The organism is Geobacillus sp. GHH01 (assembly GCF_000336445.1).
GTDB lineage: Bacteria > Bacillota > Bacilli > Bacillales > Anoxybacillaceae > Geobacillus > Geobacillus zalihae.
The window spans coordinates 2,514,733-2,539,112 of the sequence record NC_020210.1 but is presented as its reverse complement, the minus strand read 5'-3'; the positions used below and the strand labels follow the sequence as shown (position 1 = coordinate 2,539,112).

At 53.1% G+C, this 24,380-nt stretch carries 27 protein-coding genes; 18 read left to right on the top strand and 9 right to left on the bottom strand.

What is annotated here, in order from left to right; all coding sequences use genetic code 11:
* Nucleotides 1-25 precede the first annotated feature (25 nt).
* Entirely contained in the window at nucleotides 26-592 is a 567-nt protein-coding gene (locus GHH_RS12525) for a nucleotidase (RefSeq protein WP_015375416.1), read from the bottom strand.
* A gap of 97 nt (nucleotides 593-689) precedes the next feature.
* On the opposite strand from GHH_RS12525, the gene GHH_RS12520 reads away from it, so the two are divergent.
* Nucleotides 690-1,037 (top strand): hypothetical protein, encoded by a 348-nt coding sequence (locus GHH_RS12520; RefSeq protein ID WP_011231947.1) that lies wholly within the window; start codon nucleotides 690-692, stop codon nucleotides 1,035-1,037.
* A gap of 57 nt (nucleotides 1,038-1,094) precedes the next feature.
* On the opposite strand, the gene ispG is transcribed toward GHH_RS12520, so the two are convergent.
* Both ispG and GHH_RS12510 read right to left on the bottom strand, forming a co-directional pair.
* A complete protein-coding gene (ispG, locus tag GHH_RS12515) occupies nucleotides 1,095-2,219 on the bottom strand; it encodes a flavodoxin-dependent (E)-4-hydroxy-3-methylbut-2-enyl-diphosphate synthase (RefSeq protein ID WP_015375415.1) in 1,125 nt (374 codons plus the stop codon).
* Between the two features lie 82 nt (nucleotides 2,220-2,301).
* A complete protein-coding gene (locus GHH_RS12510) occupies nucleotides 2,302-2,616 on the bottom strand; it encodes a LysM domain-containing protein (protein WP_015375414.1) in 315 nt (104 codons plus the stop codon).
* 299 nt (nucleotides 2,617-2,915) lie between these two features.
* Here GHH_RS12510 and GHH_RS12500 point away from each other — a divergent pair, with 299 nt between their 5' ends.
* The 3 genes from GHH_RS12500 (at nucleotide 2,916) to pstA (ending at nucleotide 5,684) form a co-directional block, all read left to right on the top strand.
* A complete protein-coding gene (locus GHH_RS12500) occupies nucleotides 2,916-3,806 on the top strand; it encodes a phosphate ABC transporter substrate-binding protein PstS family protein (RefSeq protein WP_015375413.1) in 891 nt (296 codons plus the stop codon).
* Nucleotides 3,807-3,871: 65 nt separating this feature from the next.
* On the top strand, nucleotides 3,872-4,759 hold the full coding sequence (gene pstC, locus GHH_RS12495; RefSeq protein ID WP_020278347.1) for a phosphate ABC transporter permease subunit PstC: 888 nt from the start codon (nucleotides 3,872-3,874) through the stop codon (nucleotides 4,757-4,759).
* A gap of 1 nt (nucleotide 4,760) precedes the next feature.
* Nucleotides 4,761-5,684: a phosphate ABC transporter permease PstA gene (pstA, locus tag GHH_RS12490; protein WP_015375412.1), complete on the top strand. Its 924-nt coding sequence runs from the start codon at nucleotides 4,761-4,763 to the stop codon at nucleotides 5,682-5,684.
* 38 nt (nucleotides 5,685-5,722) lie between these two features.
* On the opposite strand, the gene GHH_RS12485 is transcribed toward pstA, so the two are convergent.
* Nucleotides 5,723-6,496 (bottom strand): DUF1189 domain-containing protein, encoded by a 774-nt coding sequence (locus GHH_RS12485; protein ID WP_033006581.1) that lies wholly within the window; start codon nucleotides 6,494-6,496, stop codon nucleotides 5,723-5,725.
* Nucleotides 6,497-6,590: 94 nt separating this feature from the next.
* The gene (locus GHH_RS12480) at nucleotides 6,591-8,270 is read right to left on the bottom strand and encodes a methyl-accepting chemotaxis protein (RefSeq protein ID WP_015375411.1); all 1,680 of its coding nucleotides are present in this window, start codon (nucleotides 8,268-8,270) and stop codon (nucleotides 6,591-6,593) included.
* 265 nt (nucleotides 8,271-8,535) lie between these two features.
* Here GHH_RS12480 and sodA point away from each other — a divergent pair, with 265 nt between their 5' ends.
* From sodA to pstB, 4 genes are all read left to right on the top strand, one after another.
* The gene (gene sodA / locus GHH_RS12475) at nucleotides 8,536-9,150 is read left to right on the top strand and encodes a superoxide dismutase SodA (protein WP_011231937.1); all 615 of its coding nucleotides are present in this window, start codon (nucleotides 8,536-8,538) and stop codon (nucleotides 9,148-9,150) included.
* Nucleotides 9,151-9,292: 142 nt separating this feature from the next.
* Entirely contained in the window at nucleotides 9,293-10,585 is a 1,293-nt protein-coding gene (locus tag GHH_RS12470; RefSeq protein WP_015375410.1) for an MFS transporter, read from the top strand.
* A gap of 69 nt (nucleotides 10,586-10,654) precedes the next feature.
* A complete protein-coding gene (locus tag GHH_RS12465) occupies nucleotides 10,655-12,769 on the top strand; it encodes a penicillin-binding protein 2 (RefSeq protein WP_015375409.1) in 2,115 nt (704 codons plus the stop codon).
* Between the two features lie 331 nt (nucleotides 12,770-13,100).
* The gene (pstB, locus tag GHH_RS12460) at nucleotides 13,101-13,910 is read left to right on the top strand and encodes a phosphate ABC transporter ATP-binding protein PstB (protein ID WP_122983934.1); all 810 of its coding nucleotides are present in this window, start codon (nucleotides 13,101-13,103) and stop codon (nucleotides 13,908-13,910) included.
* Nucleotides 13,911-14,054: 144 nt separating this feature from the next.
* Here the strand turns inward: pstB and GHH_RS12455 are convergent, their stop codons facing one another.
* Both GHH_RS12455 and GHH_RS12450 read right to left on the bottom strand, forming a co-directional pair.
* On the bottom strand, nucleotides 14,055-14,504 hold the full coding sequence (locus GHH_RS12455) for an endolytic transglycosylase MltG (RefSeq protein WP_015375407.1): 450 nt from the start codon (nucleotides 14,502-14,504) through the stop codon (nucleotides 14,055-14,057).
* Entirely contained in the window at nucleotides 14,501-14,851 is a 351-nt protein-coding gene (locus GHH_RS12450; protein ID WP_012820534.1) for a sigma factor-like helix-turn-helix DNA-binding protein, read from the bottom strand. Before GHH_RS12450 ends, GHH_RS12455 begins: the two co-directional genes overlap by 4 nt.
* A 159-nt stretch (nucleotides 14,852-15,010) precedes the next feature.
* Here GHH_RS12450 and rpmG point away from each other — a divergent pair, with 159 nt between their 5' ends.
* From rpmG to GHH_RS12425, 5 genes are all read left to right on the top strand, one after another.
* Entirely contained in the window at nucleotides 15,011-15,160 is a 150-nt protein-coding gene (gene rpmG / locus GHH_RS12445) for a 50S ribosomal protein L33 (protein ID WP_011231931.1), read from the top strand.
* Nucleotides 15,161-15,213: 53 nt separating this feature from the next.
* Nucleotides 15,214-15,786: a 5-formyltetrahydrofolate cyclo-ligase gene (locus GHH_RS12440; protein ID WP_015375406.1), complete on the top strand. Its 573-nt coding sequence runs from the start codon at nucleotides 15,214-15,216 to the stop codon at nucleotides 15,784-15,786.
* A complete protein-coding gene (locus GHH_RS12435; protein ID WP_015375405.1) occupies nucleotides 15,776-16,549 on the top strand; it encodes a DUF92 domain-containing protein in 774 nt (257 codons plus the stop codon). Before GHH_RS12440 ends, GHH_RS12435 begins: the two co-directional genes overlap by 11 nt.
* A gap of 75 nt (nucleotides 16,550-16,624) precedes the next feature.
* On the top strand, nucleotides 16,625-16,804 hold the full coding sequence (locus GHH_RS12430; RefSeq protein WP_015375404.1) for a hypothetical protein: 180 nt from the start codon (nucleotides 16,625-16,627) through the stop codon (nucleotides 16,802-16,804).
* A gap of 165 nt (nucleotides 16,805-16,969) precedes the next feature.
* On the top strand, nucleotides 16,970-18,139 hold the full coding sequence (locus GHH_RS12425) for a rhomboid family intramembrane serine protease (RefSeq protein ID WP_015375403.1): 1,170 nt from the start codon (nucleotides 16,970-16,972) through the stop codon (nucleotides 18,137-18,139).
* A 50-nt stretch (nucleotides 18,140-18,189) separates the two neighbouring features.
* Here the strand turns inward: GHH_RS12425 and GHH_RS12420 are convergent, their stop codons facing one another.
* Nucleotides 18,190-19,053 carry a hypothetical protein gene (locus GHH_RS12420; RefSeq protein ID WP_013144736.1) on the bottom strand — a complete coding sequence of 288 codons (864 nt, stop codon included), beginning with the start codon at nucleotides 19,051-19,053 and terminating at the stop codon, nucleotides 18,190-18,192.
* 125 nt (nucleotides 19,054-19,178) lie between these two features.
* Here GHH_RS12420 and GHH_RS12415 point away from each other — a divergent pair, with 125 nt between their 5' ends.
* From GHH_RS12415 to GHH_RS12400, 4 genes are all read left to right on the top strand, one after another.
* On the top strand, nucleotides 19,179-20,642 hold the full coding sequence (locus tag GHH_RS12415) for a spore germination protein (RefSeq protein WP_013144737.1): 1,464 nt from the start codon (nucleotides 19,179-19,181) through the stop codon (nucleotides 20,640-20,642).
* A 95-nt stretch (nucleotides 20,643-20,737) separates the two neighbouring features.
* A complete protein-coding gene (locus GHH_RS12410; RefSeq protein WP_011231924.1) occupies nucleotides 20,738-20,950 on the top strand; it encodes a YqgQ family protein in 213 nt (70 codons plus the stop codon).
* 7 nt (nucleotides 20,951-20,957) lie between these two features.
* Nucleotides 20,958-21,911, top strand: a complete 954-nt coding sequence (locus GHH_RS12405; RefSeq protein WP_015375401.1) for an ROK family glucokinase — start codon at nucleotides 20,958-20,960, stop codon at nucleotides 21,909-21,911.
* A 185-nt stretch (nucleotides 21,912-22,096) separates the two neighbouring features.
* Nucleotides 22,097-23,257, top strand: coding sequence for a M14 family metallocarboxypeptidase (locus tag GHH_RS12400; protein WP_015375400.1), 1,161 nt, complete (start codon nucleotides 22,097-22,099; stop codon nucleotides 23,255-23,257).
* 35 nt (nucleotides 23,258-23,292) lie between these two features.
* On the opposite strand, the gene GHH_RS18405 is transcribed toward GHH_RS12400, so the two are convergent.
* Entirely contained in the window at nucleotides 23,293-23,469 is a 177-nt protein-coding gene (locus tag GHH_RS18405) for a DUF2759 domain-containing protein (protein WP_011231921.1), read from the bottom strand.
* A 168-nt stretch (nucleotides 23,470-23,637) separates the two neighbouring features.
* On the opposite strand from GHH_RS18405, the gene GHH_RS12390 reads away from it, so the two are divergent.
* On the top strand, nucleotides 23,638-24,270 hold the full coding sequence (locus tag GHH_RS12390; protein WP_012820544.1) for an MBL fold metallo-hydrolase: 633 nt from the start codon (nucleotides 23,638-23,640) through the stop codon (nucleotides 24,268-24,270).
* Nucleotides 24,271-24,380 lie beyond the last annotated feature (110 nt).

Sequence of the window (24,380 nt, the reverse complement as noted above, 5' to 3'; positions counted from 1 at the left end):
TTCGCGTTTTGGATCAGCCCCTTGTTTATGGCCGGAGGCGCTGTTCGATTTCTCGCTTTGCTTCAAGCCAGTTATTGACGCGGATGACGTTTTCGGGGAGCGGGCCTTGGTTGTACGGAGTGTCAAACAAAATGACGGGAATGCCGCATGTTTTGGCGATTTCGCAGGCATTATCGTACTTGTCTTCAAAGAAGGCCGACAGCTTATATTGGCGGACGGCGGCGATTTTGTCGTGCGACCCAATCAGATCAATATGGTGGTAATGGACGCCGTGCCGCCGGAACCAGCGCTCGGTGAGATCGTACAAATGGCGGCCACGGGCGCTGATGTAATACAGCTCGTATTTGTCTTTCCAGCTGTCAATCACCTCAAGCGCATAGCGGGCAAGCGGAGCCCTCTCATAAATATCCGCTTCGTTTTCCTCAAGCCAGCGGTCCATTTCTTCCTCCGCCACGCCGTATAACGGCGCCAAATTGTATTGCGTAATGTCGTTTAATGCGAGCTCTTTGCCGAATGCTTCGTTTAAATACGGAATGAACGTGCTCGGACATGTCACCGTGCCGTCAATGTCGATGCCAAGCCGTTTTTTCACCGCTTCATCCTCCTGTTAGAAAATATTCACACTGATAAAATAACGCCGGTTTCTCATACTAATAATGCTTCTTACTTTAGGAAAGCGAGGGAAGCATATGGCAGACGACCGCGAGCGCACGTATAACGGAAGTTACGTGCAATCGATCGGAAAAGAGGAACCAGAACGCAATTTTATGGAAGAAACAGCGGCGGAAGTCGCTGAACCGATTCGCCGCGGCGACGAACGGGACGAAGAACGCGCGGACGGCGCCGGGCTCGGCTGGCTCGCTTTGGCCCTGTCCATCATCGCCTTGTTTATTTGGCCGATTTTGTTAGGGGCGGCCGGCATTATTGTCGGGTTTATCGCGCGCCGGCGCGGCGCAGAGACGCTCGGTGCGTGGGCCATCGGCATCGGCGTCATCGCGATTCTCGTCCGCCTGTTTATTATGCCGTTTTATACGTAAAAAGCGAGGGTGTCCCCAAGTGGGGACGCCCTTTCTCGTTGTGCAGGAACATTCCGCTCATTGGGCGGCGTTGCCTTTCAGAGCGGCTTTGTTTTCCTTTTGCTTTGCAAAGTATTCTTCCGCCAGCTTGTCGATTTCTTTTTTCAGCTCTTCCACCATTTGCTCTTCGGGTACTTTTCGGACGATTTTGCCGTGGCGGAACAACAAGCCTTCGCCACGGGCGCCGGCAATGCCGATGTCGGCTTCCCGTGCTTCCCCGGGTCCATTGACGGCGCATCCGAGCACAGCGACTTTGATCGGCGCTTGAATTTTGGCGATATAGTCCTCGATTTCATTGGCGATGCTGATCAAATCAATCTCAATCCGCCCGCACGTCGGGCAGGAAATGAGCGTCGCCGCATTGGAAGCGAGTCCGAACGTTTTTAAAATTTCGCGCGCCACTTTTACCTCTTCAACCGGGTCGGCGCTTAACGAAACGCGGATCGTATTGCCGATGCCTTTGCTTAAAATGGCGCCGAGTCCAACCGCGCTTTTGATCGTGCCGGAAAAAAGCGTTCCCGCTTCGGTGATGCCGACATGGAGCGGGTAGTCGAACGTGCGCGCCGCTTTTTCGTACGCTTCAATGGCGAGGCGTACGTCGGACGCCTTTAACGAAACGATAATATCGTGAAAATCAAGTTCTTCTAAAATGCGGATATGATATAAGGCGCTCTCAACCATGCCGTCGGCTGTTGGATATCCATATTTTTCCAAAATGCGTTTTTCCAGCGATCCGGCGTTGACGCCGATGCGAATCGGTACGCCGCGCTCTTTCGCCGCTTTCACGACCGCTTCGACTTTTTCGCGGCGCCCGATGTTGCCTGGATTGATGCGGATTTTATCGACGCCGCCTTCGATCGCTTTCAGCGCCAATTTATAATCAAAGTGGATGTCGGCGACAAGCGGGATGTTGATTCGCTTTTTGATTTCCGGTATGGCCTCAGCCGCCCGCTCGTCCGGGCAGGCGACGCGGACGATTTGGCACCCCGCTTCCTCGAGGCGGTGGATTTGCGCCACCGTCGCTTCGACATCGTGCGTTTTTGTCGTCGTCATGCTTTGAATGATGACTTCGTTGCTGCCGCCGATTGTCAGCGGACCGACGCGGACCGGCCGAGTCTTTGAACGATGGATGATTTCACCCACGGGAATTCGCTCCTTTAACATTCAAGTCGCTTTCTGCATTATTGTAACAGTGCCACCCGCCGTTTGACAAGCGATTCGCCGGTTAGCGATAGATCGGCACTTTATAAGTTTTCCCGATTTTTAATGTTTGCGCATGTTCGCCTGGATTTAACCGTTCAAAATCACGGATCAGCTGCTCGAGCGGAACGGGCAATGGACCGTTGAGTTCTTTCTCGATGATGGACAACAACGTATCGCCAGGGCGAACGGTCACCATCCGGTACGGGATGGCCGCCTGTTTCGACTGGACAACGGCTGCCGCTGTTTCAGATGAAGGGTGAAGCGTTCCGATGGCAAGGTCGCGGTAAACGATATAACTGGAAAGAAAGAGAAGCAGGAGAAACATGAATTTTTTCATGACGCTTCCTCCGCATGCGTATATCTATTTCATATGTATGCTTGTCCAGCGAAAATATGTCTTCCTTAGCAAGGTCGTTGAGTTCATGAGGAAAACACTTCAACAAAAGAATGTCTCCAATTTGAAAAACGGCATCACCGTTCTTCTTTGCCTTCAAGGCTCGCTTGACGGCTTTTTGAACATATTCCTGTTTTTTGTCTTTACAGAAACTTAACAACTGCTTTATAAGGGCCTAACAATGTCTCGCTACAATGGTCTTGTACGTTGAAAGTACGAAAACAAAACGGGGGGATTTCTGAATGTGGAGCAAACGAGTCAAATTGGGATTGGCCGCCTTGTTGATGACCGGCGTTTTGGCCGGCTGCGGGCAGACTGAAAACAACAACGCGGGCGGCAACGAAGGAACAGCAAAGAAAGAAGAAACCTACTCCGGAACCATTGCACTAGCGGGATCTACAGCGCTTCAGCCGCTGGCAGAGGAAGCGGCAAACGCGTTTATGGAAAAGTATCCGGACGTATCGATCACCGTTCAAGGCGGCGGCAGCGGTACGGGCGTCAACCAAGTGGCAGCCGGCGCCGTGCAAATCGGCAACTCGGATGTGCCGGCGGCGGAGAAGCTGGACGACAAATCGAAAGCGTCAGAGCTTGTTGACCATAAAGTGGCCGGCATCGCCTTTGCGATTGTGGTTAACGACGATGTGAAGGTCGATAATTTAACGACGAAGCAAATTCAAGATATTTTCAGCGGAAAGATTAAAAACTGGAAAGAAGTCGGCGGACCAGATGAAGCCATTCACGTGATCAACCGTCCGGCGTCATCGGGAACAAGGGCGACATTTGAGAAAACGATCATGAAAGGCGTAAAAATCGATGATTCCATCGGTACGGTGCAAGATTCGAACGGAGCGGTCGAACAGGCGATCAGCTCGACGCCGGGCGCTGTCAGCTATGTAGCCATGTCGTATTTAATTGGGGAAAAGAAAAACTTGAAAACGGTCAAAATTGACGGCGCGGAACCGACGGTGGAAAACATCCGCACGGAAAAGTACCCGTTTTGGTCGTATGAATACATGATTACCAAAGGGGAAGCGAAGGAAGAAGTGCGAGCGTTTATCGACTTTGTCAAGAGTGAAGAATTTGCGCCGACCGTTAAAAAGATGGGGTATATCCCGATGACGGAATTGGAGTAGAGAAGGGCGGAAGGCCGGCTCGTTAGGCCGGCCTTTGACAATGGAGGGATGAAGCCATGCAACAAATGCATACGAAACGGCGGAATCGCTGGCTTGAAGAGTACATCGGCCGCACGTTTGCGGTCATCTGCGGCTGGCTGATCGTTCTGATTACGGTGACGATGATCATCTTTTTGGCGGTAAAGGGAATTCAGTCCTTTACGGACAGCGGTCTTTCGCTTTCCGACATGTTGCTTTCGATGCAATGGGATCCAAACGGCACGCCGCCGAAGTATGGGGCGCTCATTTTTATTGTTGGCTCGATGCTCGTCTCGCTTGGCGCTTTGTTGATCAGTGCGCCGATCGCGTTGGCGTTGGCGATTTTCATGAACTTTATCGCTCCCAAATGGTTCGTTTCGTTGCTCAAGCCGGTGCTGGAGCTGCTTGTCGGCATTCCGTCGGTGGTGTATGGCTGGCTTGGGGTGACGATTCTCGTTCCGCTCTTGCGCGAATGGTTCGGAGGCTCCGGCTTTAGTCTGTTGGCGGGGATCATCGTCCTTAGTATGATGATTTTGCCGACTATCACCAGCATTGCGGCCGACGCCTTGGCCAATGTCCCGATGACGTATATGGAAGCATCATACGGGCTTGGCTCTACGCGTTGGCAGGCCATTTCCCGCGTCATCGTTCCGGCGGCGAAAGCCGGGATTGCCACCGGCGTCGTTCTCGGCTTGGCGCGGGCGTTTGGCGAGGCGCTTGCCGTGCAGATGGTGATCGGCAATACGATTAAGCTGCCTTCAGGCCTTGACAGCCCGACGGCGACGTTAACAAGTGTATTGACGATGGATATGGCGAATACGATCAACGGAACACCATGGAACAACGCGTTATGGACATTGGCGCTCATTTTGCTCTTGATCTCGTTTTTCTTCATTGCCGTGATCCGTTTGGTCGGCCCGAGAAAGGAGCGATAAGATGACAGCGCGAATGATCGATAAAGTTTGGACAGGCATTTTCTATGCGGTGGCTGCTGCAGTCATCGGGTTGCTCATGTTCTTTTTTGCCGTTGTGTTGTCGAAAGGAGCGGGGTTTTGGCAACCTGAGTTTCTGTTCGGACGGCCGAGCAATACGCAAGCGGGCGGCGGCATTGGTCCGCAGCTCATCAATTCATTTTATATGTTGGTTGTGACATTGCTTTTGTCGGTTCCGCTTTCGTTGGGAGCTGGAATTTATTTGGCTGAATACGCCAAACAAGGGCGGATCGTCGGGTTCATTCGCCTTTGCTTGGAAACGATGGCATCATTGCCGTCGATTGTCGTCGGGTTGTTTGGATTGTTGGCGTTTGTCACCTTGACGGGTTGGGGCTATACGCTGCTCGGCGGAGCGTTAGCCGTCACGATCATCAATTTGCCTGGATTGACGCGCATTTGCGAAACGGCGATTTTGGATGTTCCAGCCAACATTAAAGAGGGGAGTCTTGCCCTTGGAGCGACGCGCTGGCAGACGTTGGTCAAAGCGGTGCTTCCGGCCGCCATCCCGCAAATTGTCACCGGCGTCATTTTATCGGCTGGGCGCATTTTCGGCGAAGCGGCTGTTTTCATTTATACCGCTGGGCTGACGACTCCGATGCTTCGTTGGGATGCGGATTGGTCAAGCCAGGCCAACCCGCTGAACGTGTTCCGGCCGGCCGAAACGCTGACGGTGCATATTTGGAAATTGAATTCGGAAGGCATTGTCCCAGACGCAAAGCTGATCGCGGCCAAATCGGCGGCTGTATTGATGGTGGCCGTTCTTTTATTCAATTTGGCCGCACGGCTCGCTTCTTCCTTGCTTGCGCGGCATTTCTCCGGGGGGCGGCGCGCGCGTCGAGGACGAGGAGAAAGAAGCAAAGCAGCGTAAGCACAAAAAAAGCTGTCCTGTATCAACAGGCAGCTTTTTTATATTTCCCGTTTGGCTGATGGCACTTCCTTGACTGCCAAAAAGAGAACGACAAGCGAAACGAACCAATGGATCAACGCGCCGTAGGGCACGACCGCTTGCACCGTTTCCATCACGGTGAAAAAGACGGTCGACAGCGTAATGGCGTAAGCCGACATCACCCATGTATGGCGGTAGCGCAGCGTTTTGTCGAGCACGCCGGCCAAAATCAAGCCGAAAAAGGCAAAGATGCACACGCTGATGAATTTCCCGGCGCAGGCGAGCACGTATAAAACGAGCCCAAAAAGCGGAATGAGGACAGGGAGAAGCGACTGAAGACCGGCGATGAACGCGCGAACGTCTTCGTCGGTAATGGTCACATCCGGAAACGTGGCATAGCTGTAATGCTGCGCCTGATGGCCGGCGACGAGCACGGCCTCATGCTTCAAGAGCGCGATGGCGTTCGGAAACTGCTCGACGTTCTCACTCGTCACTTTGCCGGTGCTGTCAAAAATGATCGTAAATCCGCCTTGATCAATATGAATCGGCGTGGCCGCCTCCGAGTGAAGTTCGCCGTTTTCAATCGAAAACGGCGGCAACTCGTTATTCAATAAGGCGCTCGTTGTGCGGATGCCTTCCATAAGCGACGAGGAGACATAGTAAAACGTCGGAAGAATGGACAGCAACGTCAGCAAAAACAAATAACCGATCGTTTTCCCAATTCCCTGAAATCGAAAGCGGGCGATGTCTTTTGGAGAATATAAGCTTTTCCACAGTTGGACGAATACGTTCATCGCAGACACACCTTTCTTTGTCTCCTTTTCCATTGTAGCCGGGAAAGAGGAAGAATTCAACTTGAGACAAAGAAAAAGCGGGCATCTTCCCGCTTTAGTCAGAAGGCAAATGAAAGGTTTCAAGCAAGGCGCGCCATTGCAACACCCGTTCATTTAGTGCATCGGCTTCGGAACGAATGGCAGCCATGGCATTGTGCTGGTCGTCGGTAAAACTCGAAATTTGCTCCATCGACGAAGCAATCTGTTGGGCGACGGTGGCAATCTCTGCGATATGTTCACGCATTTCGCTGATTTGCCGCTCGATGGCGGCGAATTGTTCTGAAATTTGCAGCGTATGTGCGGATGAATGCGACACCATGGTGGTGATTTCTTCAAAGGCTTGTTGGCTTTCCGTGAACGTTTTTTTCGTTTCATCGAGTTGTTTTGCGCTTTCTTTCATCGATTGAACCGCGGCCTCGATTTGGCTTTGCACATCTTGGACAATGGATTGAATTTGTGCCAACGCTTGTCCTGTTTGCGCCGACAGCGCCCGGATTTCTTTCGCCACAACGGAGAACCCTAGGCCATGCTCCCCTGCTTTGGCTGCTTCAATGGCAGCGTTTAGGGCGAGCAAGTTCGTTTGTTCAGCGATGTTTCCGATTAGTGACAGAATGCTGGCAATATGGCGCGAATGATCTTTCAATGCATCGATTGTGTACATCGTTTTCGCAATGGATTGTTGCAGGTAAGCCATGTCGTTGCTTGCCCGCTCAACAAGCCGGTTGCCGCTTTCCGCTTGGGAATGGGCTTGTTCTTTGGAACGACGGGCTTCCTCCATTCGAAAGGACATTTGTTCCATTTCATCCGCCAGTTGTTGAAAAAAAGAAGCGATATCAGCCGATTTGCGCGCTTGTTGCTCTGCCCCGTACGCCGTGTCTGCCACCGCCGCTGCGATTTGTTCAGAAGCTGCTGTTGTCTCAGAGGATGTTTGGTTTAAAATGTTGGTAGCCGCTGCGATTTGTTCAGAGCTGAAGCGCATATGTTCGATCAGAACGGCCAAATTGCTGGACATCTGATGGAACCCATCGGTGAGGGCGAGAATATCTTTTGTCGCTGCATGCAATTCGATGCGCGACCGCCAATCGCCAGATCCAAGCCGTTCCATGGCTTGCTGGAGCCAAGCAATGGGGCGAGTGGCGCGGCGGATGATCCACCATCCGGCGAGGCATACGATCAAAATGGCGGAAACAGACCCTGCTAAGTTTGCTGCTTGTTGTTTCAAAAGCGGCCACAAATAGTCCTTTTCTGGAATGGCAATCATGTAGACCGCTCCTTGCAAATCACTTGAACTAGAAAATGCAGCCAGCCATTGGTCTGTACGCAAAACACCTTGCTTCTTTTTCAATATATCGCGCACGACCTGTTCGGGCAGCATTTGGTTAGGCGAGGATGGCCGTTTTGCCACCGCCCTTCCCGTTTTCGTTACAATCAATTGCACCGGATGAAGGTGTAAGGCGTGGAATTTCCGTTCATTTAACGTCAATGAATAATTCAGTTTTTGAGAAAACGCTTCATTGGTCGTTGTCGCTTTTAAAATAGAAATTTTTTCAACCATCGTTTCGCTTGATAGCTGCAACTGTTGTTGGATCGACTGAATCGCTGAATGGCGCCCTTGAATATAGCCGATTGAGGTGATGACAAGGGCCGACAACGTCGTTGTAAGCACCATGGCCATCATGGCAATGGTCTCAAGTCGAAAGGCGTTCCATAAAGAACGTGATCGCTTTGTTTCCATTTTCGCTGAGTTCCCCCTTAACTGGAAGCTATTTTATACTATAACTTGCCATTATGAAGAAATGGTCAACGTTGTGTTGAAAATATGTAAATAAAAAGCTCGTTTCCCCCGCCCGCAACAGGGTTCGACGATATGTGTGTTGAAAATATGGAAACAAAAAACGAGGACAAGCAAATCGATTGAAACATTGTGCCAACTTTGGTAAGCTAATCTCAAGCGAACGCGTTGGCGTTCGTGTACATAAACCAAAAAGGAGGAGATCGGTATGCCATTTGAATTGCCAGCATTGCCGTATCCGTACGATGCCCTGGAGCCGCACATCGACAAAGAAACGATGAACATTCACCACACGAAGCACCATAACACATACGTGACAAATTTGAATGCGGCGCTTGAAGGGCATCCGGATTTGCAAAACAAATCGCTCGAAGAATTGCTCAGCAATTTGGAAGCCCTTCCGGAAAGCATTCGCACGGCGGTGCGCAACAACGGCGGCGGCCATGCGAACCACTCGCTTTTCTGGACGATTTTGTCGCCAAATGGCGGCGGTGAGCCGACAGGTGAGCTGGCTGAGGCGATCAACAAAAAATTCGGCAGCTTCACCGCGTTTAAAGACGAGTTTTCGAAAGCAGCGGCTGGCCGTTTCGGTTCTGGTTGGGCATGGCTTGTCGTGAACAACGGCGAGCTGGAAATTACGAGCACGCCGAACCAAGATTCGCCGATTATGGAAGGCAAAACGCCGATTCTCGGCTTGGACGTTTGGGAGCATGCGTACTACTTGAAATACCAAAACCGCCGTCCGGAATACATTGCCGCATTCTGGAACATTGTCAACTGGGACGAAGTGGCGAAACGGTACAGCGAAGCGAAAGCGAAGTAATCAACAAAGCGGGGCGAAACAAAACGCCCCGCTTTTTTTCGCGACGGAGGGTGCAGGCAAAAGAAGCGGTTTTCTTCGCGCCGGGTGCATAGAGGCTGCGGAAACGGCCACACTACCGGATAGATGAAAAGGGGAGTTTGCAATGGCATTTTTCCAAAAACTAACCGGCCAAGAACAAGTGAACCGCGATTTGTTGCTTTTGCTTTGCATCGGTGGGGTTTACGCGCTCGGTGTTTCCCTGTCGAACACGTTTGTCAACATTTATTTATGGAAACAGACCGGCGATTTCCGCGACTTGGCGCTATACAATTTGGCGATTGTCACGATGCAGCCGCTGACGTTTATTTTCGCCGGCCGGATGGCAAAACAAATTGACCGCATTCTCGTTTTGCGGCTTGGCGTGTCGTGTTTAGCCGTTTTTTTTGTCACGGTTTTGCTGGTCGGCTCTCGCGCCCATCAATATTTGCTTTTTCTCGGTGCGCTGCTCGGCGTCGGCTATGGTTTTTATTGGCTGGCATTTAACGTGTTGACATTTGAAATTACCGAACCGGAGACGCGCGACTTTTTTAACGGTTTTTTCGGGGTGTTGACCTCATCAGCCGGCATGATCGGGCCGATTGTCGCCGGTTATATCATCTCATCGCTCCATGGAGCGAAAGGGTATACGTTCGTTTTCTCGCTGTCGCTCGGCTTGTTTCTTGTCGCTGTGCTGCTCAGCTTTTTCTTGAAGCGCCGCGCGGCCGCGGGAAACTATTTGTTCGTCCGCATTTTAAAGGAGCGGAATGAAAACCGGAACTGGCGGCTCATTACGAATGCCCACTTTTTTCAAGGATTGCGCGAAGGCACGTTTGTGTTTATCATTTCCGTGCTTGTGTACGTCACTTCTGGAAGTGAATGGGCGCTCGGCAAATTCGGGCTTGTCAACTCGTTTACATCGTTTGTCGCCTATTATGCCGTCTCCCGGCTGATCAAGCGTGAATATCGGATGAAAGCGATTTTGTTGGGAGGAGCGCTGCTATATGGGGCGATTTTTTTGATCGTTTTCCATCCGACCTATCCGCGCCTCATTCTTTATGCCATCACGATCGCCATTGCGTATCCATTGCTGCTTGTTCCGTATTCCTCCTTGACGTTTGACGTCATCGGAAAGAGCTGGAAATCGGCCGAGGCGCGCGTCGAATACATCGTTGTCCGCGAATTGTTTTTAAACGCCGGACGGGTGGCGTCGATTTTCGCCTTTTTGACGGCTGTGGCGCTCTTTGGCGAAGAAGCTGGCATCCGCGTGTTGATGTTTGTGTGCGGAGCCGGGCATTTGGTGATTTATTGGTTTGTCCGCCGCATTCGTTTCACCGATGGCCATCCGGAGCACGGCCGGCGCGAGCGGCTTTTGCTTCGGCCGAAGCTGGCCGGCGAACGAGGCCGTTCGCCGGTGTGAGAGGCCAAGTTTTTCCCTAGCCATGCCCGCTTTTTTCTTTTACAATAGGGGGGAAAGGAGGACCGGGGGATGAAACGGAAAAAGCGGGCGCAAGTGCCGATTCGGTTAAACATTTTGTTTTTCTTTGTTTTTTTGTTGTTTTCAGCGCTGATTTTGCGCCTTGGCGTCGTGCAGATCGTCTACGGTGAAGATTATCGGCGCGAAGTGGAGCGAACGCAGGATGAAATCGTCAGCACGCCGGTGCCGCGCGGCAAAATTTACGATCGATTCGGCCGCGTGATCGTCGACAATACGCCGCAAAAGGCGATTACGTACACGCGCTCCAAAACGACTCAGCCGGAAGAAATATTGGACGTAGCAAGGAAACTCGCCCAATACATCGACATTCCCGATGCAGAGAAAAAAGTGACGGAGCGCGATATGAAAGATTATTGGATTTTGACCCATCCGGAAGAAGCCAAAAAGAAAGTGAGCGAACAAGAACGGAAAAAGCTCGCTGACCAAGGGCTGACACAAAAAGAGATCGACAAAAAGGTGTACGAATGGACGCTTGACCGCATCACCAAGCAAGATTTGGCGCAAATTTCGAAGTCGGAGCTTGAAGTGATCGCCATTAAACATGAGATGGAGAGCGGCTACGCCTTGACGCCGCAAACGGTCAAAAGCAAAGGAGTGACCGACCGCGAATATGCGGTCGTCAGCGAGCATTTGAGCGAGCTGCCCGGCGTCAATACGACGGTGGATTGGGACCGGAAATACGTGTATGACAATACATTCCGCTCTGTGCTCGGCAGTGTGACGGAAGAAGACGAAGGCGTCCCGCGCGAACGGCTCGATTACTTTTTAGCCCGCGACTACAGCCGCAATGACCGCGTCGGCAAAAGCTATTTGGAGATGCAGTATGAAGAAGTGCTGCACGGCAAAAAGGCAAAAGTGAAAAACGTTGTTGACAAATCGGGCAATGTCATCTCGGTTGAGCAAGTGTATCCAGGCGAGCGCGGCAAAGACCTCGTGTTAACCATTGATGCCGAGCTCCAGCAAAAGGTTGAGCAAATCATTCAACAAGAGATTCTGGCGACGAAGCGCAAAGGCCGATCGCCGCTCTTGGACCGGGCGTTTGTCGTCATGATGAACCCGAAGACGGGCGAAGTGTTGGCGATGGCCGGCAAGCTTCTTCAAGACGGCAAATTTGTCGACTTTGCCATCGGCAACATCACGTCCGCCTATGCGATGGGATCGGCGGTGAAAGGGGCGACTGTCCTTACTGGTTTTCAAACGGGAGTGCTCCATCCGAATACGTATATCAAGGACGAGCCGCTGTATATTAAAAAGACTCCGGTGAAAAAATCGTGGAAAACGATGGGGACGATCAACGAGCTGACGGCGCTCAAGCAGTCATCGAACGTCTATATGTTCAAAACAGCGATCGCCATCGGGGGCGGTGTGTATCGTCCGCACGCGCCGCTTCGCATCAATCCAGAGGCATTTGCGACGATTCGCCACTATTTCAGCCAATTTGGCTTGGGCGTCAAAACAGGCATTGACTTGCCGAATGAACTCGGCGGCTTCCAAGGACAAAGTACAATTCCTGGTCTTTTGCTTGACTTGGCGATCGGCCAGTACGACATGTATACGCCGATGCAGCTGGCGCAATACGTCTCGACGATCGCCAACGGCGGCTATCGGATGAAGCCGCAGCTTGTCAAAGAAATTCGTGAGCCGTCGGCTGACGGAAAAAAACTTGGCCGGATCATGAAACGGTTCGAACCGGTTGTGCTAAACCGGATTGATATGAAGACGGAATACATCAAGCGGGTGCAAGAAGGATTCCGCCGTGTGATGCAAGAGCCGGGCGGAACGGCGTATTCGTACTTTGCGAGTGCTTCGTACAAGCCGGCCGGCAAAACGGGGACGGCAGAGGCGTTTTACGATGGACCGATCCAAAGCCGACGGAATGATCCAACGTACAACTTGACGCTTGTTGGCTATGCGCCGTACAACGATCCAGAAGTGTCGTTCGCTGTTGTCGTTCCGTGGGCGACGCAAGGGGAGAGCGACGGGATTAATGACCGGATCGGCCGCCGCATTTTGGACGCCTATTTTGAATTGAAAGCGAAGCGAGCCGCTGAAGGCGGGAGCAGCTTCGATGCGCAAGGCGGCGCGGAGGCCGCCGATGCGCGCTGACAGGAAAGGCGCCTAGCCAGGCGCCTCTTTTTTTGCGCTTGCAAAAAAATGGATCTTCACCAAAAGTTGTACTTGATTTTTTCTGAACATACCCTATTTACGCTTGGGAGGGAAAATCAGCACGTTTTGCATATCTTTGTGCCGGAAACCGTATTGCTTGTCAAGTGCATGTTGTGGTGAAGAGCCAAAAAAATGATGTTTGTTTACAAAAACTTTACATACCGTCCACACAGCGTTAACGATCGTTTTGTATGCTCATGATAGGAAAAACTCGATCTTCCGCTGCCAGTGAGGGCGGAAGGAAATGAAAGGAGTCACGCCGATGAGGACGATGGCGGTGGTGGAGCGCCGAAAAGAGGACATTCCTTCGGCCCAGTTGGTGAAAAAAGAGGTCGTTTACGAAACGAATGGACTGAACGTATGGTATGGAGAGCATCATGCGTTAAAACATATTCACCTGTCTTTTTATGAACGCGAGATTACGGCGATTATCGGCCCGTCAGGATGCGGCAAGTCAACCTATATCAAAACGCTCAATCGAATGATCGAGCTCATTCCAAACGTCCGGCTCGAAGGGGAGATTTTGTATCGCGGCCGCCGCATTTTTGACACGTCATACCCTGTTGAACAGCTGCGGACGCAAGTGGGCATGGTGTTTCAAAAGCCCAACCCGTTTCCAAAGTCGATTTATGACAACGTCGCCTATGGGCCGCGCATTCACGGGATCCGCGACCGGCGGCTGCTCGATGAGATCGTCGAAAAAAGCTTGCGCCAAGCTGCGCTTTGGGAGGAAGTCAAAGATCGGCTTCATGAAAATGCCCTCGGTTTATCGGGCGGCCAACAGCAGCGGCTGTGCATCGCCCGCTGTTTGGCCGTCGAGCCGGATGTCATTTTAATGGATGAACCGACATCAGCGCTCGATCCGATTTCGACAGCGAAGGTCGAGGAGTTGATGGGCGAGCTGAAAACAAAATACAGCATCATCATTGTCACGCATAATATGCAGCAGGCGGCTCGCATTTCCGATCGGACAGCGTTTTTCTTAAACGGAGAAGTGATTGAGTACGGCGAGACAAAAACGTTGTTTTCTCGTCCAGCTGATCAGCGGACGGCGGATTATATCGCCGGGCGGTTCGGATGATAAAAGCGGCCGGAGGGCGTCAGGCATGACGGACAAAAAGTTCGTTTCAAAAAAGATGTGTTTCTTTCAAAAAACGCTGTTTGATGCGCAGACACAGCCTTAAGAAAAGGTGTCCCGGTCCTTTGGGAGGGACACCTTCTTTCGTTATGGTTCGGCAATCAAACGGCCGATGGCTGCGTAGTCCATATCGCTCCGCACGTTGTAGACGCCGGGGCGGATGGAGCGCGTCAGCCCATGTTGTTCCAAGTAGTCGTTGAAGGCGCGGGCGCTTTGAACGATGCCAGCCTCTTCAAGTTCGCGGGCAAATGTCTCTGGCGTATCTCCTTTTTGAATAACGAGTCGATAGACGTAAACGGTTTGCCCTGATGGTTCGGACATCTGCTTGGACGCCGCTTTCGGAGCGGCGTTCGGCTGAGCGCTGCGGAGCCTGTCGTATTCCTCTTTCGCCACGGCGACAAGCCCATGCTGTTTGAGGAACGTCTTGATTTCCGCTTCCGTCGGTGCAGCCGGGGGTGAAGCGTAATACGAGGCGCCGATCAGTGCTGTCGATGCAAGCAGCCCGAGGGCAAACGAACGCATGGATCGCTTGTTCATCGGCGCAACCTCCTTACCGCCCGCTCGACTTCCGCAACGGTCAGCCCCGTCTCACGGGCGATGTCTTCGAGCGGGAATCCTTGTTTATGCAAAAACAAGATGCGCCGATCGGCCGGCGACAATGATCCGCCAAGCCGCGGCGAAGCGGACCGTTGCCGCTCCGGAATGAGGAGCTCCTCCTCGATGACTTGCAGCCGCTTTTTGATCTGGTACGTTTCTTGCGCCAGGGAAACGGTCAAATGATCGATTTGTTCTTCGAGCGGTTTCAGTTCATCTTTCGCAAAAAAGGAAAGAACAAGGAGAATAATGGCTAGAGCTGCCAAAGCGATGATTGCGTATTCCACCACATGCATCCCTCCCCTTTTCACTATACCATACCATTCTCTGCTTGTGGCGTTCTTATTGAACAAAGATGAAATTTAGAGGTGGAAATCGCCGAAGAAAAATGGTATCATAGAAAGGTCTGATTATATATAAAGTATAAAGCTCGTTTGGAGGGAAAAAAGATGCGCGTGAACATTACATTGGCATGCACAGAATGCGGCGAACGCAACTATATTACATCGAAAAATAAACGCAACAACCCAGAGCGTTTGGAATTGAAAAAATATTGCCCGCGCGATCGCAAAGTCACGTTGCACCGCGAAACGAAGTAAGCAGTGGGAAGATGATTCCTGCTGCTTTTTATCTTTATGGGAGGAAGGGGAAGATGATGGACGGCAAACAGGAATGGCGCCAGCGCATGTTGAATCAGCTTCGGCAGCTTAAAGCGGCAGAAAAAGAGATGTACGATCGGCAAATCGCCGCTCATTTATATCGGTGGCCATTATGGCAAACGGCGCGGACGATCGCCATGACGGTGTCGAGAGAGACGGAAGTCAACACCTTGCCGATCATGGAACAGGCGTGGCGGGAAGGAAAAACGATCGGCGTCCCGAAATGCGATCCAAGGGCAAAAACGATGTCCTTTCGGCGGCTTGAGTCGTTTTCCCAGCTCGAAAAAGCGTACGCCGGATTGTTTGAGCCGATTGAAAAACAAACAACGCCGATCGACCGCGATGAGTTTGATCTCATCATTGTCCCGGGGGTCTGTTTTGCCAAAACCGGCTACCGGATCGGCTATGGCGGCGGGTATTACGATCGATATTTGCGGGGAGCTTCGGCGGTGACGGCAGCGCTGGCTTACTCCTTTCAAGTGATGGACGACATTCCGGCCGAGGAGCATGATGTGCCGGTGAAATTCATTATTACGGATCAAGGAGTTCTTCACTGTGAGCGATGAATGGTGGTATATCGCGGTCTCTGCCCTCGCCGCCGGCGGAGGATGGCTGTTGCGCTCGTTGTCCATATCAGGAGCGGCGGCAGCCGTTGTCATCGGCGCAGCGGTTGGATGCGGCTTTTCATGGGGCGGAATATGGGTGTTAGGCTGCTTTTTTGTCAGCTCCAGCTTCTTTAGCCACATCGGAAAGCAACGCAAGGCAAAACTGTCTGAAAAATTGGCGAAAGGCGGGCGGCGCGATGCCATCCAAGTGCTGGCCAATGGCGGGGTGCCGGCCGTGTTGGCGCTATTGGCCGCTGTCCGTCCCGACCCGATTTGGGATGATCTGTTTGTTGTCGCCGTCGCTGCAGCGAACGCTGATACGTGGGCGTCTGAAATCGGTTCTTTAAGCCCGTGGCCGCCTCGGGTTTGGCCGAGTTTTCGGCCGGTGGAAGCCGGCACCTCAGGGGCTGTGACGCTCCTTGGCACGGCTGCTTCGTTTGCCGGCGCACTGTTTATTGCGGCTGTTGGCGTGTTTTTTCTCGACGTCCGACCCGTTTTTACTCTTGCCTTTTTCGGTTGGCTCGGCAGCTGGTTTGATACGTGGCTTGGCGCGGCTTGGCAAGCGGCTTACCGCTGTCCGGCATGCGGGGCGACGACTGAGCGGAAACGGCATTGCGGGCAGGCGACCATTCATATGAAAGGCTGGCGGTGGCTTGACAATGATGCGGTGAACGTTCTTTCCGTCATCTTTGCGGTGCTGGCCGCCTTCGTGCTGGCGCGTTAGGCGCGCCCCGCTTCATATTTGGAGAGAAAAAGGGAAAAAGAATAACGAGCATGTCATATGATAGGAGGAACAACGATGAATAAATGGTCGTACTCGCTGCTTGTCGTTGCCGCTTTATGTCTTGCTTACCGCTATCGCTACCGAATGGCCGCCTTCGCATTGCGCGTTCCGCCGTTGCGAAAGCAACTTGTCCGATTTGCGCTCCACATTCCTCCTGTGCGCAACGCCCTTGTTTCGCAAATGTTGCGTCCATGATGCAATAGCGGTGAATCATTTTTGAAGAAGTCGGTTATGAAAAAACCGGCCGCGGCGGCCGGCGCCCGCCGGCCCATTCGCTCCGGTTTGCCGGACGGTCGATGAGTTGGCTTTGTTGCTGTTTGTCGGACTTGGCCTCGCCAGGGAAAGGGAGAGGAGAACGTGATGGGAACGATGGATGTACTGTTTTGGCAGCTTGTTCAGCGTTTGTCTCGCGGCGGCTACCGCATCGTACGGATGTCTGAGCAGGCCGATGAAGTATGGCTGGAATCAAACCATTGGCGTCGCCCAACACTCATCCGCCTCGTGCGCGCTGATTTTGATTGGAGCCGATCGTTGCGCCTTGATATGGAATATACATGGCAATTCGTTCAGCAAATGAGGGGATGGAATTTCAGCAAAGCGGGCCGGGTCATCAATGTTTATGTGATGGCGTATCCGCCGGTTGACGATTGGGAATTTCTTGTCGCCGAGCCGTTGCCGCTCTCTGGAGCGTCCGATGGCGTGCTTCATACGCTCCTCCTCCACAGCGGCAATATGGGGGACGTGCTGCCGCGGCTTGCGGAGATGACGGGTGTTGCGCTCCGTTTTGAGCCGCCTGTGGAAACGTCCGATCCGTTTGCTGCCGCCGAGCGCTTAAAGCACGAGGTGGTCCGCGAATGGCGGCGCCGCCGTGAGGAGGAACGGCGCATTTTTGAGTATGGCAAGCCGATGTTCACCCGGCTGTTCATCGTCGTACAGGTTGCGATGTTTTTGGTTCTCGAATGGAGCGGCGGGAGCACGAATCCGGATGTGTTGATCCACTACGGCGCCAAATTCAATCCGCTCATTGAGGCGGGAGAATGGTGGCGGCTGTTGACGCCGATGTTTTTGCATATTGGTTTTTTGCATCTGCTGACCAACACGCTCGCCTTGTATTATTTAGGGATCACGGTTGAGCGGCTGTACGGCTCGTTTCGCTTTTTGTTCATTTACGTAACGGCTGGATTTTTCGGAGCGCTGGCGAGTTTTTTGTTTACACCATCATTATCGGCCGGGGCGTCGGGAGCCATTTTCGGGCTGTTCGGGGCTCTTCTTTACTTCGGCACTGTCTACCGGCATTTATTTTTTCGAACGATGGGAATGAACGTCATCAGTTTAATCATCGTCAACCTGTTGTTTGGCCTGCTTGTTCCCGGCATCGACAACGCCGGCCATATCGGCGGACTGGTTGGCGGTTTTTTGGCGGCTGGCGTCGTTCATTTGCCAAAACACACCGCTTTAGGGCGGCAGGCGGGAGCGTTGGCGGTGTCGGCGCTGCTTGTCGCCGCTGGCTTATGGATCGGATTTCGGTAAACGCCCCCACTTCGCTTTGTTTGAAGTGGGAGGCCTCTTTTCGAAATGTGTTAAAGAAGTTGCACGAGCATCACTTTTTCCCCGTTTTTCGCTTCAATGAGAACGAAGAGCCTGCTGTAATCTTTGCGAATGAGAATGAGCGGCATCGTGCTGCCGATTGGCGAGAGGATGGATCCATCCTCTTTTTTTATGCCAAGGATGTACGACTTGTACAATCCTTCCCAAAGACGGCCGATGACGGTTTGCGTTTTTGCCGTTGACAACCCCGGCAACGGTTGTTCCGTGTAGGCGACGAGCTCCGGCAAATAAAGGGCGTAATAATCTTTCTTTGACAAAGAAAAGTGGGTGATCAGCTCGTCCGCTTTATGACGAAGAAATTCATTCGTGGCTTTGTTCAAGACGCGCTGCCATTCGCGCTCGTCATCTGTTCTTGGCCGCCGGAACGATGCGCGCGGATGGTACGGTGAGTCAATGACGTACAAATAGCTGCTTGACATCGTTTGGCTGCTTGTGATGTTCTCTCTTGTATGCAGCTCGCCGTGATGGAACGAGACAGCTTGAAAAAAGCGGCTGTCCCGCATCCGGACCGTCTTTTCCATGTCGATCGCGTCCGTGTTCGTTTTCCATTTCGACAGCACATCGGCCAAGCGGCCATCGGCAAACAACAGCGAGATGTCCTGACGCAAATAGGCGCGGCGGTTTAAAATGGAAGCGGCTGACCAGCGGAGCGCGTAGCGTCCGGGTTCATTGTCGCCCTCAAGCGCAAGCGATGTTTTCGCTTCGATGAACGCCGCTTCGCGATCAAGCGGGAAAAACTTGATCGTTTCAGCGGTCTGATCGTGCTCCCACAGCGAGGCGAGCGCGGCGGCAAGGAAAAAAGCAAGCGCCATGAAGGGGATCATCCATCGTTTCATGACATCCTCCCGGATTGGACAAGGTTTTCACCAATATATGCATTGCAAGGAACATTTATGTATGAATTTCCTCATGCTTGTCTATGATGAGAAGTATACAGTGCAAACGATGCAGGGGGATGACGATGGAGAAACAGATGCCCAAACGCCCGGCGTCCCGTCGCCTTCATGACAATGCATCCTATTTAGCCGAACGGCTTGGAGTCGGCAAGAGCTTCGATGTCATTCGCCTTGACGTCGAATATGGCGGCCGGGCAATGGCGTTGTTTATGATTGACGGATTTGTCAAAGACGATATTTTGCATTATTTGATGAGATATTTGTCCCGGCTTGAGGAACACGAACTGGACGTTCACCCGCTTGAGAAGCTCCTGAAAAAATATCTTCCGTACGTCGAGATCGGACAGACAGACGACTTGGAAGAAGCGGTCGCGATGGTGCTTGCTGGGCCGACGGCATTAGTCGTTGACGGCGTTAGGCGGATCATTTTGATTGACGCTCGCACGTATCCGGTGCGCGGGCCGCAAGAGCCGGATACGGAACGGGTCGTACGCGGGGCGCGCGACGGTTTTGTCGAGACGATCGTCTTTAACACCGCGCTCATCCGCCGCCGCGTCCGCGACCCTTCCTTGCGCATGGAGTACGTGCAGGTGGCGCGGCGCTCGAAGACCGATATTTGCATTTGCTATATCGAGGAAATAGCCGACCCAGAACTCGTTCGCCGCGTTCGGGAATCGATTACCGCCATTGACACAGACGGGCTGGTTATGGCTGAGAAAACGGTGGAAGAGTTTATTTCCGGCCGGCATTGGAATCCGTACCCGGTTGTCCGCTATACGGAACGCCCCGATACGGCAGCGGCCCATTTGTATGAAGGCCATGTGCTTGTGATCGTCGATGGATCGCCAAGTGTCATTATTACCCCGGCAACGTTTTGGCATCATTTGCAGCACGCTGAAGAGTACCGGAATAAGCCGATCGTCGGGGCGTATTTGCGGCTCGTCCGCTTTCTGGCCGTTTGGGCGTCGGTGTTTTTGCTGCCGCTTTGGTATTTGCTCATGATCGAGCCGGAACTGCTGCCGGATCCACTCCAGTTTTTGGGAAAGGCCAAATTGGGAGACATTCCGCTGTTTGCACAAATTTTGATGATTGAAATCGGGATGGATATGCTGCGAATGGCCGCCATTCATACACCGTCTTCGCTGGCGACCGCGCTCGGCCTCGTCGCCGCGCTTATGATCGGCGGCATCGCGGTGGAAGTTGGACTCTTTTCCAATGAAGTGATTTTGTATTTTTCCGTTACGGCCATCGGTACGTTTGCGACGCCCAGCTATGAAATGAGTTTGGCGAACCGGCTCGTCCGCATTGCCTTGCTCATTTTGTCGGGCCTGTTCGGCCTGTACGGTTATGTCATCGGCATCACCGTTTGGATTCTTGCCTTGGCGCGGATGACGTCATTTGGCGTTCCGTACTTATGGCCGTTCATCCCGTTCTCCTACCGAGCGATGCGCGACGTGCTCATCCGGTCGCCGATGCCGCTCAAAAACCGGCGACCGGCGATTCTTCACCCGCGCGACCCTGACCGCTGACGCAGGTGCTGATTTTTAGCGCCTGCGTTTTTTGTCTTGACGGCCGCGGCCGTTTGCCGCTACATTAAAAGAGGAAAAAAGGAGCATGAATGATGATGAAGACGGTATACGATGTTCAGCAGCTGTTGAAACGGTTTGGCACGATCATTTACGTGGGCGACCGGCTCGCTGATCTGGAGCTGATGGAAGAGGAAGTGAAAGAGCTGTACCAGTCCCAGCTGATCGATGCGAAACAGCTGCAAGCCGCTTTGTTTATTTTGCGGCAGGAAGCGCAAATGGAGCGGGAAAAACGGATGAAAAAAGGATGAGGATGCAATGGAACCATGGTTGGTAGGCATTGACCTCGGGGGCACGACAATCAAAATGGCGTTTGTCACCACCGAGGGTGACATCGTGCACAAATGGGAAATTCCGACGAACACCGCCAGTCGCGGTGAGCATATCGTCGCTGACATTGCCCGATCGCTTGAAAAGACGCTCGCCCAGCTCGGCGGAGCGAAAGAGAGGCTGCTTGCCGCCGGCATCGGCGCCCCCGGACCGGTCGAAGAGGAAACCGGCATGTTGTATGAGACGGTCAATATAGGGTGGACGAATTATCCATTGAAGCAACGGCTGGAAGAGGCGACGGGGCTGCCCGTTTCGGTCGATAATGACGCCAATCTCGCCGCGCTTGGCGAAATGTGGAAAGGAGCAGGGGGAGGAGCGCGCCATTTGTTGTTTGTGACGCTTGGCACCGGCGTTGGCGGCGGTGTGATTGCCAACGGAGCCATTGTGCGCGGCATAAACGGCGCCGGCGGAGAGATCGGACATATGACGATGATCCCTGATGGCGGCGCCCGTTGCAACTGCGGCAAAACCGGATGTTTGGAAACGATTGCGTCCGCCACCGGCATCGTGCGGATCGCCAAGGAGAAATTGACCGCAGATGAGCGTCCGAGTGAGCTTCGCAACGGGGATGTGACGGCCAAAGCGGTGTTTGACGCCGCCAAAGCGGGCGATGCGCTGGCATTGGAAGTGGTCGATGAAGCAACGTACTATCTTGGTTGGGCGTTGGCGAATGCCGCCAATGTGACGAACCCGGAGAAAATCGTGATCGGCGGCGGCGTGTCCAAGGCGGGTGACATGCTTGTCGAGCGCGTGGCCGCCCATTTCCGCCGCTTCGCGTTCCCGCGCGTCGCCGCTGGGGCGAAGCTTGTTTTAGCGACGCTTGGCAACGATGCCGGCGTCATCGGCGCCGCCTGGCTGGCGAAAGAGCTTGTCGGCGCGTAAACAACGGAAGGTGTCCCAAAAAGGTCGGGGCGCCTTTTCTTATTGTTGGATGATATATGAGATGGGAACGAACTTTGAAGAAGGAGATGTTTGTGAACATTCGTGCACTGCTGCCTGCCAGGCGCTCATTTTTTGCCGTCTGCCGACATATGTTAAGGTAAAGAAATGGGAAGGGGAGACGGCGCATGCACCTTCAAGCATGGCCCGGCGATACGTTTGAAACATATGGGCGATGGTTTTCGGTGCCGACTGAACTGATCATCGATTCGAATCCGCATGTCAAAGAGGGATTGCGCCCTGGGCAGATCGTTGCCATCCCGGGATACGCGCCGATCGATACGTGGGAAGCGCTCGCTGACCGCCTATCGCTGCCGACGGAGGTGCTGCGGCGGCTGCCGGGGGCGATGGCGGTCATCAACGGAACAGCGCCGTTGCCGAAGCGGATTTCGTCCCCGGTCGTCCGCAGCGTCCGTCCGTATGATTTTGCCGCTTTGATGGAGGATATCACCGCCCTCGTCTGTCGCTATCCGTTTGTGCGCCAGCGGACGATCGGTCATAGCGTTCTCGGCTTGCCGCTCGTTGAACTGCAAATCGGCCGAGGACCGGTGCGCGTGCATATGAACGGATCATTCCACGCGAATGAGTGGATCACGACGGCCGTGATCATGGCGCTCATCGACGAGTACGCGAGGGCGTTGGTTAACGATGACGAGCTTAATGGCCATCGGGTGCTTGATTATTACCGTAAAGTGACTCTTTCCGTTGTGCCGATGGTCAATCCCGACGGCGTCAATCTTGTGCTGAACGGCCCGCCGGAAGAAGAGCCGCATCGGAGTGAAGTCGTCTGCATCAACAGTGGATCGCTCGACTTTTCGCAATGGAAAGCGAACATCCGCGGCGTTGATTTAAACAATCAATTCCCAGCTAACTGGGAAATAGAACAGGCCCGCAAACCGCCGAAAGCGCCGGCACCGCGTGATTTTCCAGGATTCTCCCCGCTTACGGAGCCGGAAGCGAAAGCGATGGCGGCGCTCGCCGAGTCAGGCGATTTTGCGATGGTCGTCGCGTTTCATACACAAGGCAAGGAAATTTATTGGGGATATGAAGGGTTCGAGCCGCCGGAGGCGAAGGCAACGGTTCAGGCGATGGCCGAAGCAAGCGGCTACCAGGCTGTTCGCTACATTGACAGCCATGCCGGCTACCGCGATTGGTTCATTCAAACGTGGAAGCGGCGCGGTTACACCGTAGAGCTCGGCGAGGGTGTCAATCCGTTGCCGCTCTCGCAGTTTGCACGAATATACCGCGACAGCCTCGGCCTGTTTTTAGCAGCGCTCAAAATGGCATAAAAAAACGCAAGAGGCATGATTGGCCTCTTGCGTTTTCAGTGCGTGCCGGTTGGAATGCCGTGATGTAAAATGGTCATAATGGTAAACCAGCCGAATACGGCGGTAGTGGCAAGTCCAAACAAAAATCCGAGCACGTTTTTCTCGCGCAATGTACGGAGCATTCCATAAAGGGCAAGCAGCGTTACAAGTGCAAAAATAATGACCGTACCCATCGTTTTACCCCCTCATGAAACAGTATGTACAAACGTGTCCATTCTTTTTCATTGTAATCTTTTTTCCCCCATTTGTCGAGGTCCCTTTCTCTTTTCTCTTCCATCGCTTGAAAAAAAACAGTAAAATAAAGTTAAATATTGGACATGCCAAGAAAAGGAGGAGATCGTATGGAATGGACGCGCATCCCTGTCGGTCCGATTCAGGCCAACGCTTACTTGTTGTCGTCTGCAGACCGACAATGCCTGATCGTTGACCCCGGCGCGGAAGGCGCGGCGCTCGTCCGCCGGATCGAGGAAAAAGGGCTGACCCCGTTGGCGATTTTGCTGACGCATGCGCATTTTGACCATATTGGCGGCATCCCGGACGTGCTTGCCCGCTGGGACATTCCAGTGTATGTGCACGAAAAGGAAAAACAATGGCTGCAAGATCCGGCATTGAATGGCTCGCTTTATTTCGGCGGTCCGGTCGCTGTCCGCTGCGAACCGACATGCCTGAAAGGACCGACGGCGCTGAACATTGGTCCGTTTGCGTTGGATGTCCGCGAAACGCCGGGTCATTCCCCGGGCAGCGTCTCGTATTATTGCAAACAAGCCAATATTGTGTTTTCCGGCGATGCGCTGTTTGCCGGCAGCATCGGACGCACGGATTTGCCAGGCGGCAACCATCAGCAGCTGTTGAAAAGCATTCATGACGAACTGCTTACGCTGCCGGAGGAAACGATCGTTCTTTCAGGCCATGGGCCAGAGACGACGATCGCCGCAGAGATGGATGCAAATCCGTTTTTGCATGGGTTTTCGTAAGAAAAAAAGCCGTCTACGCCGGCTTCACACAAGCAATCCCCTCGGGCAAACGCAGGGGGCTCCTTTGGGCAAGGAAAAGCGCAACCGAAGGCCTCCTGGCGCCGGAACAC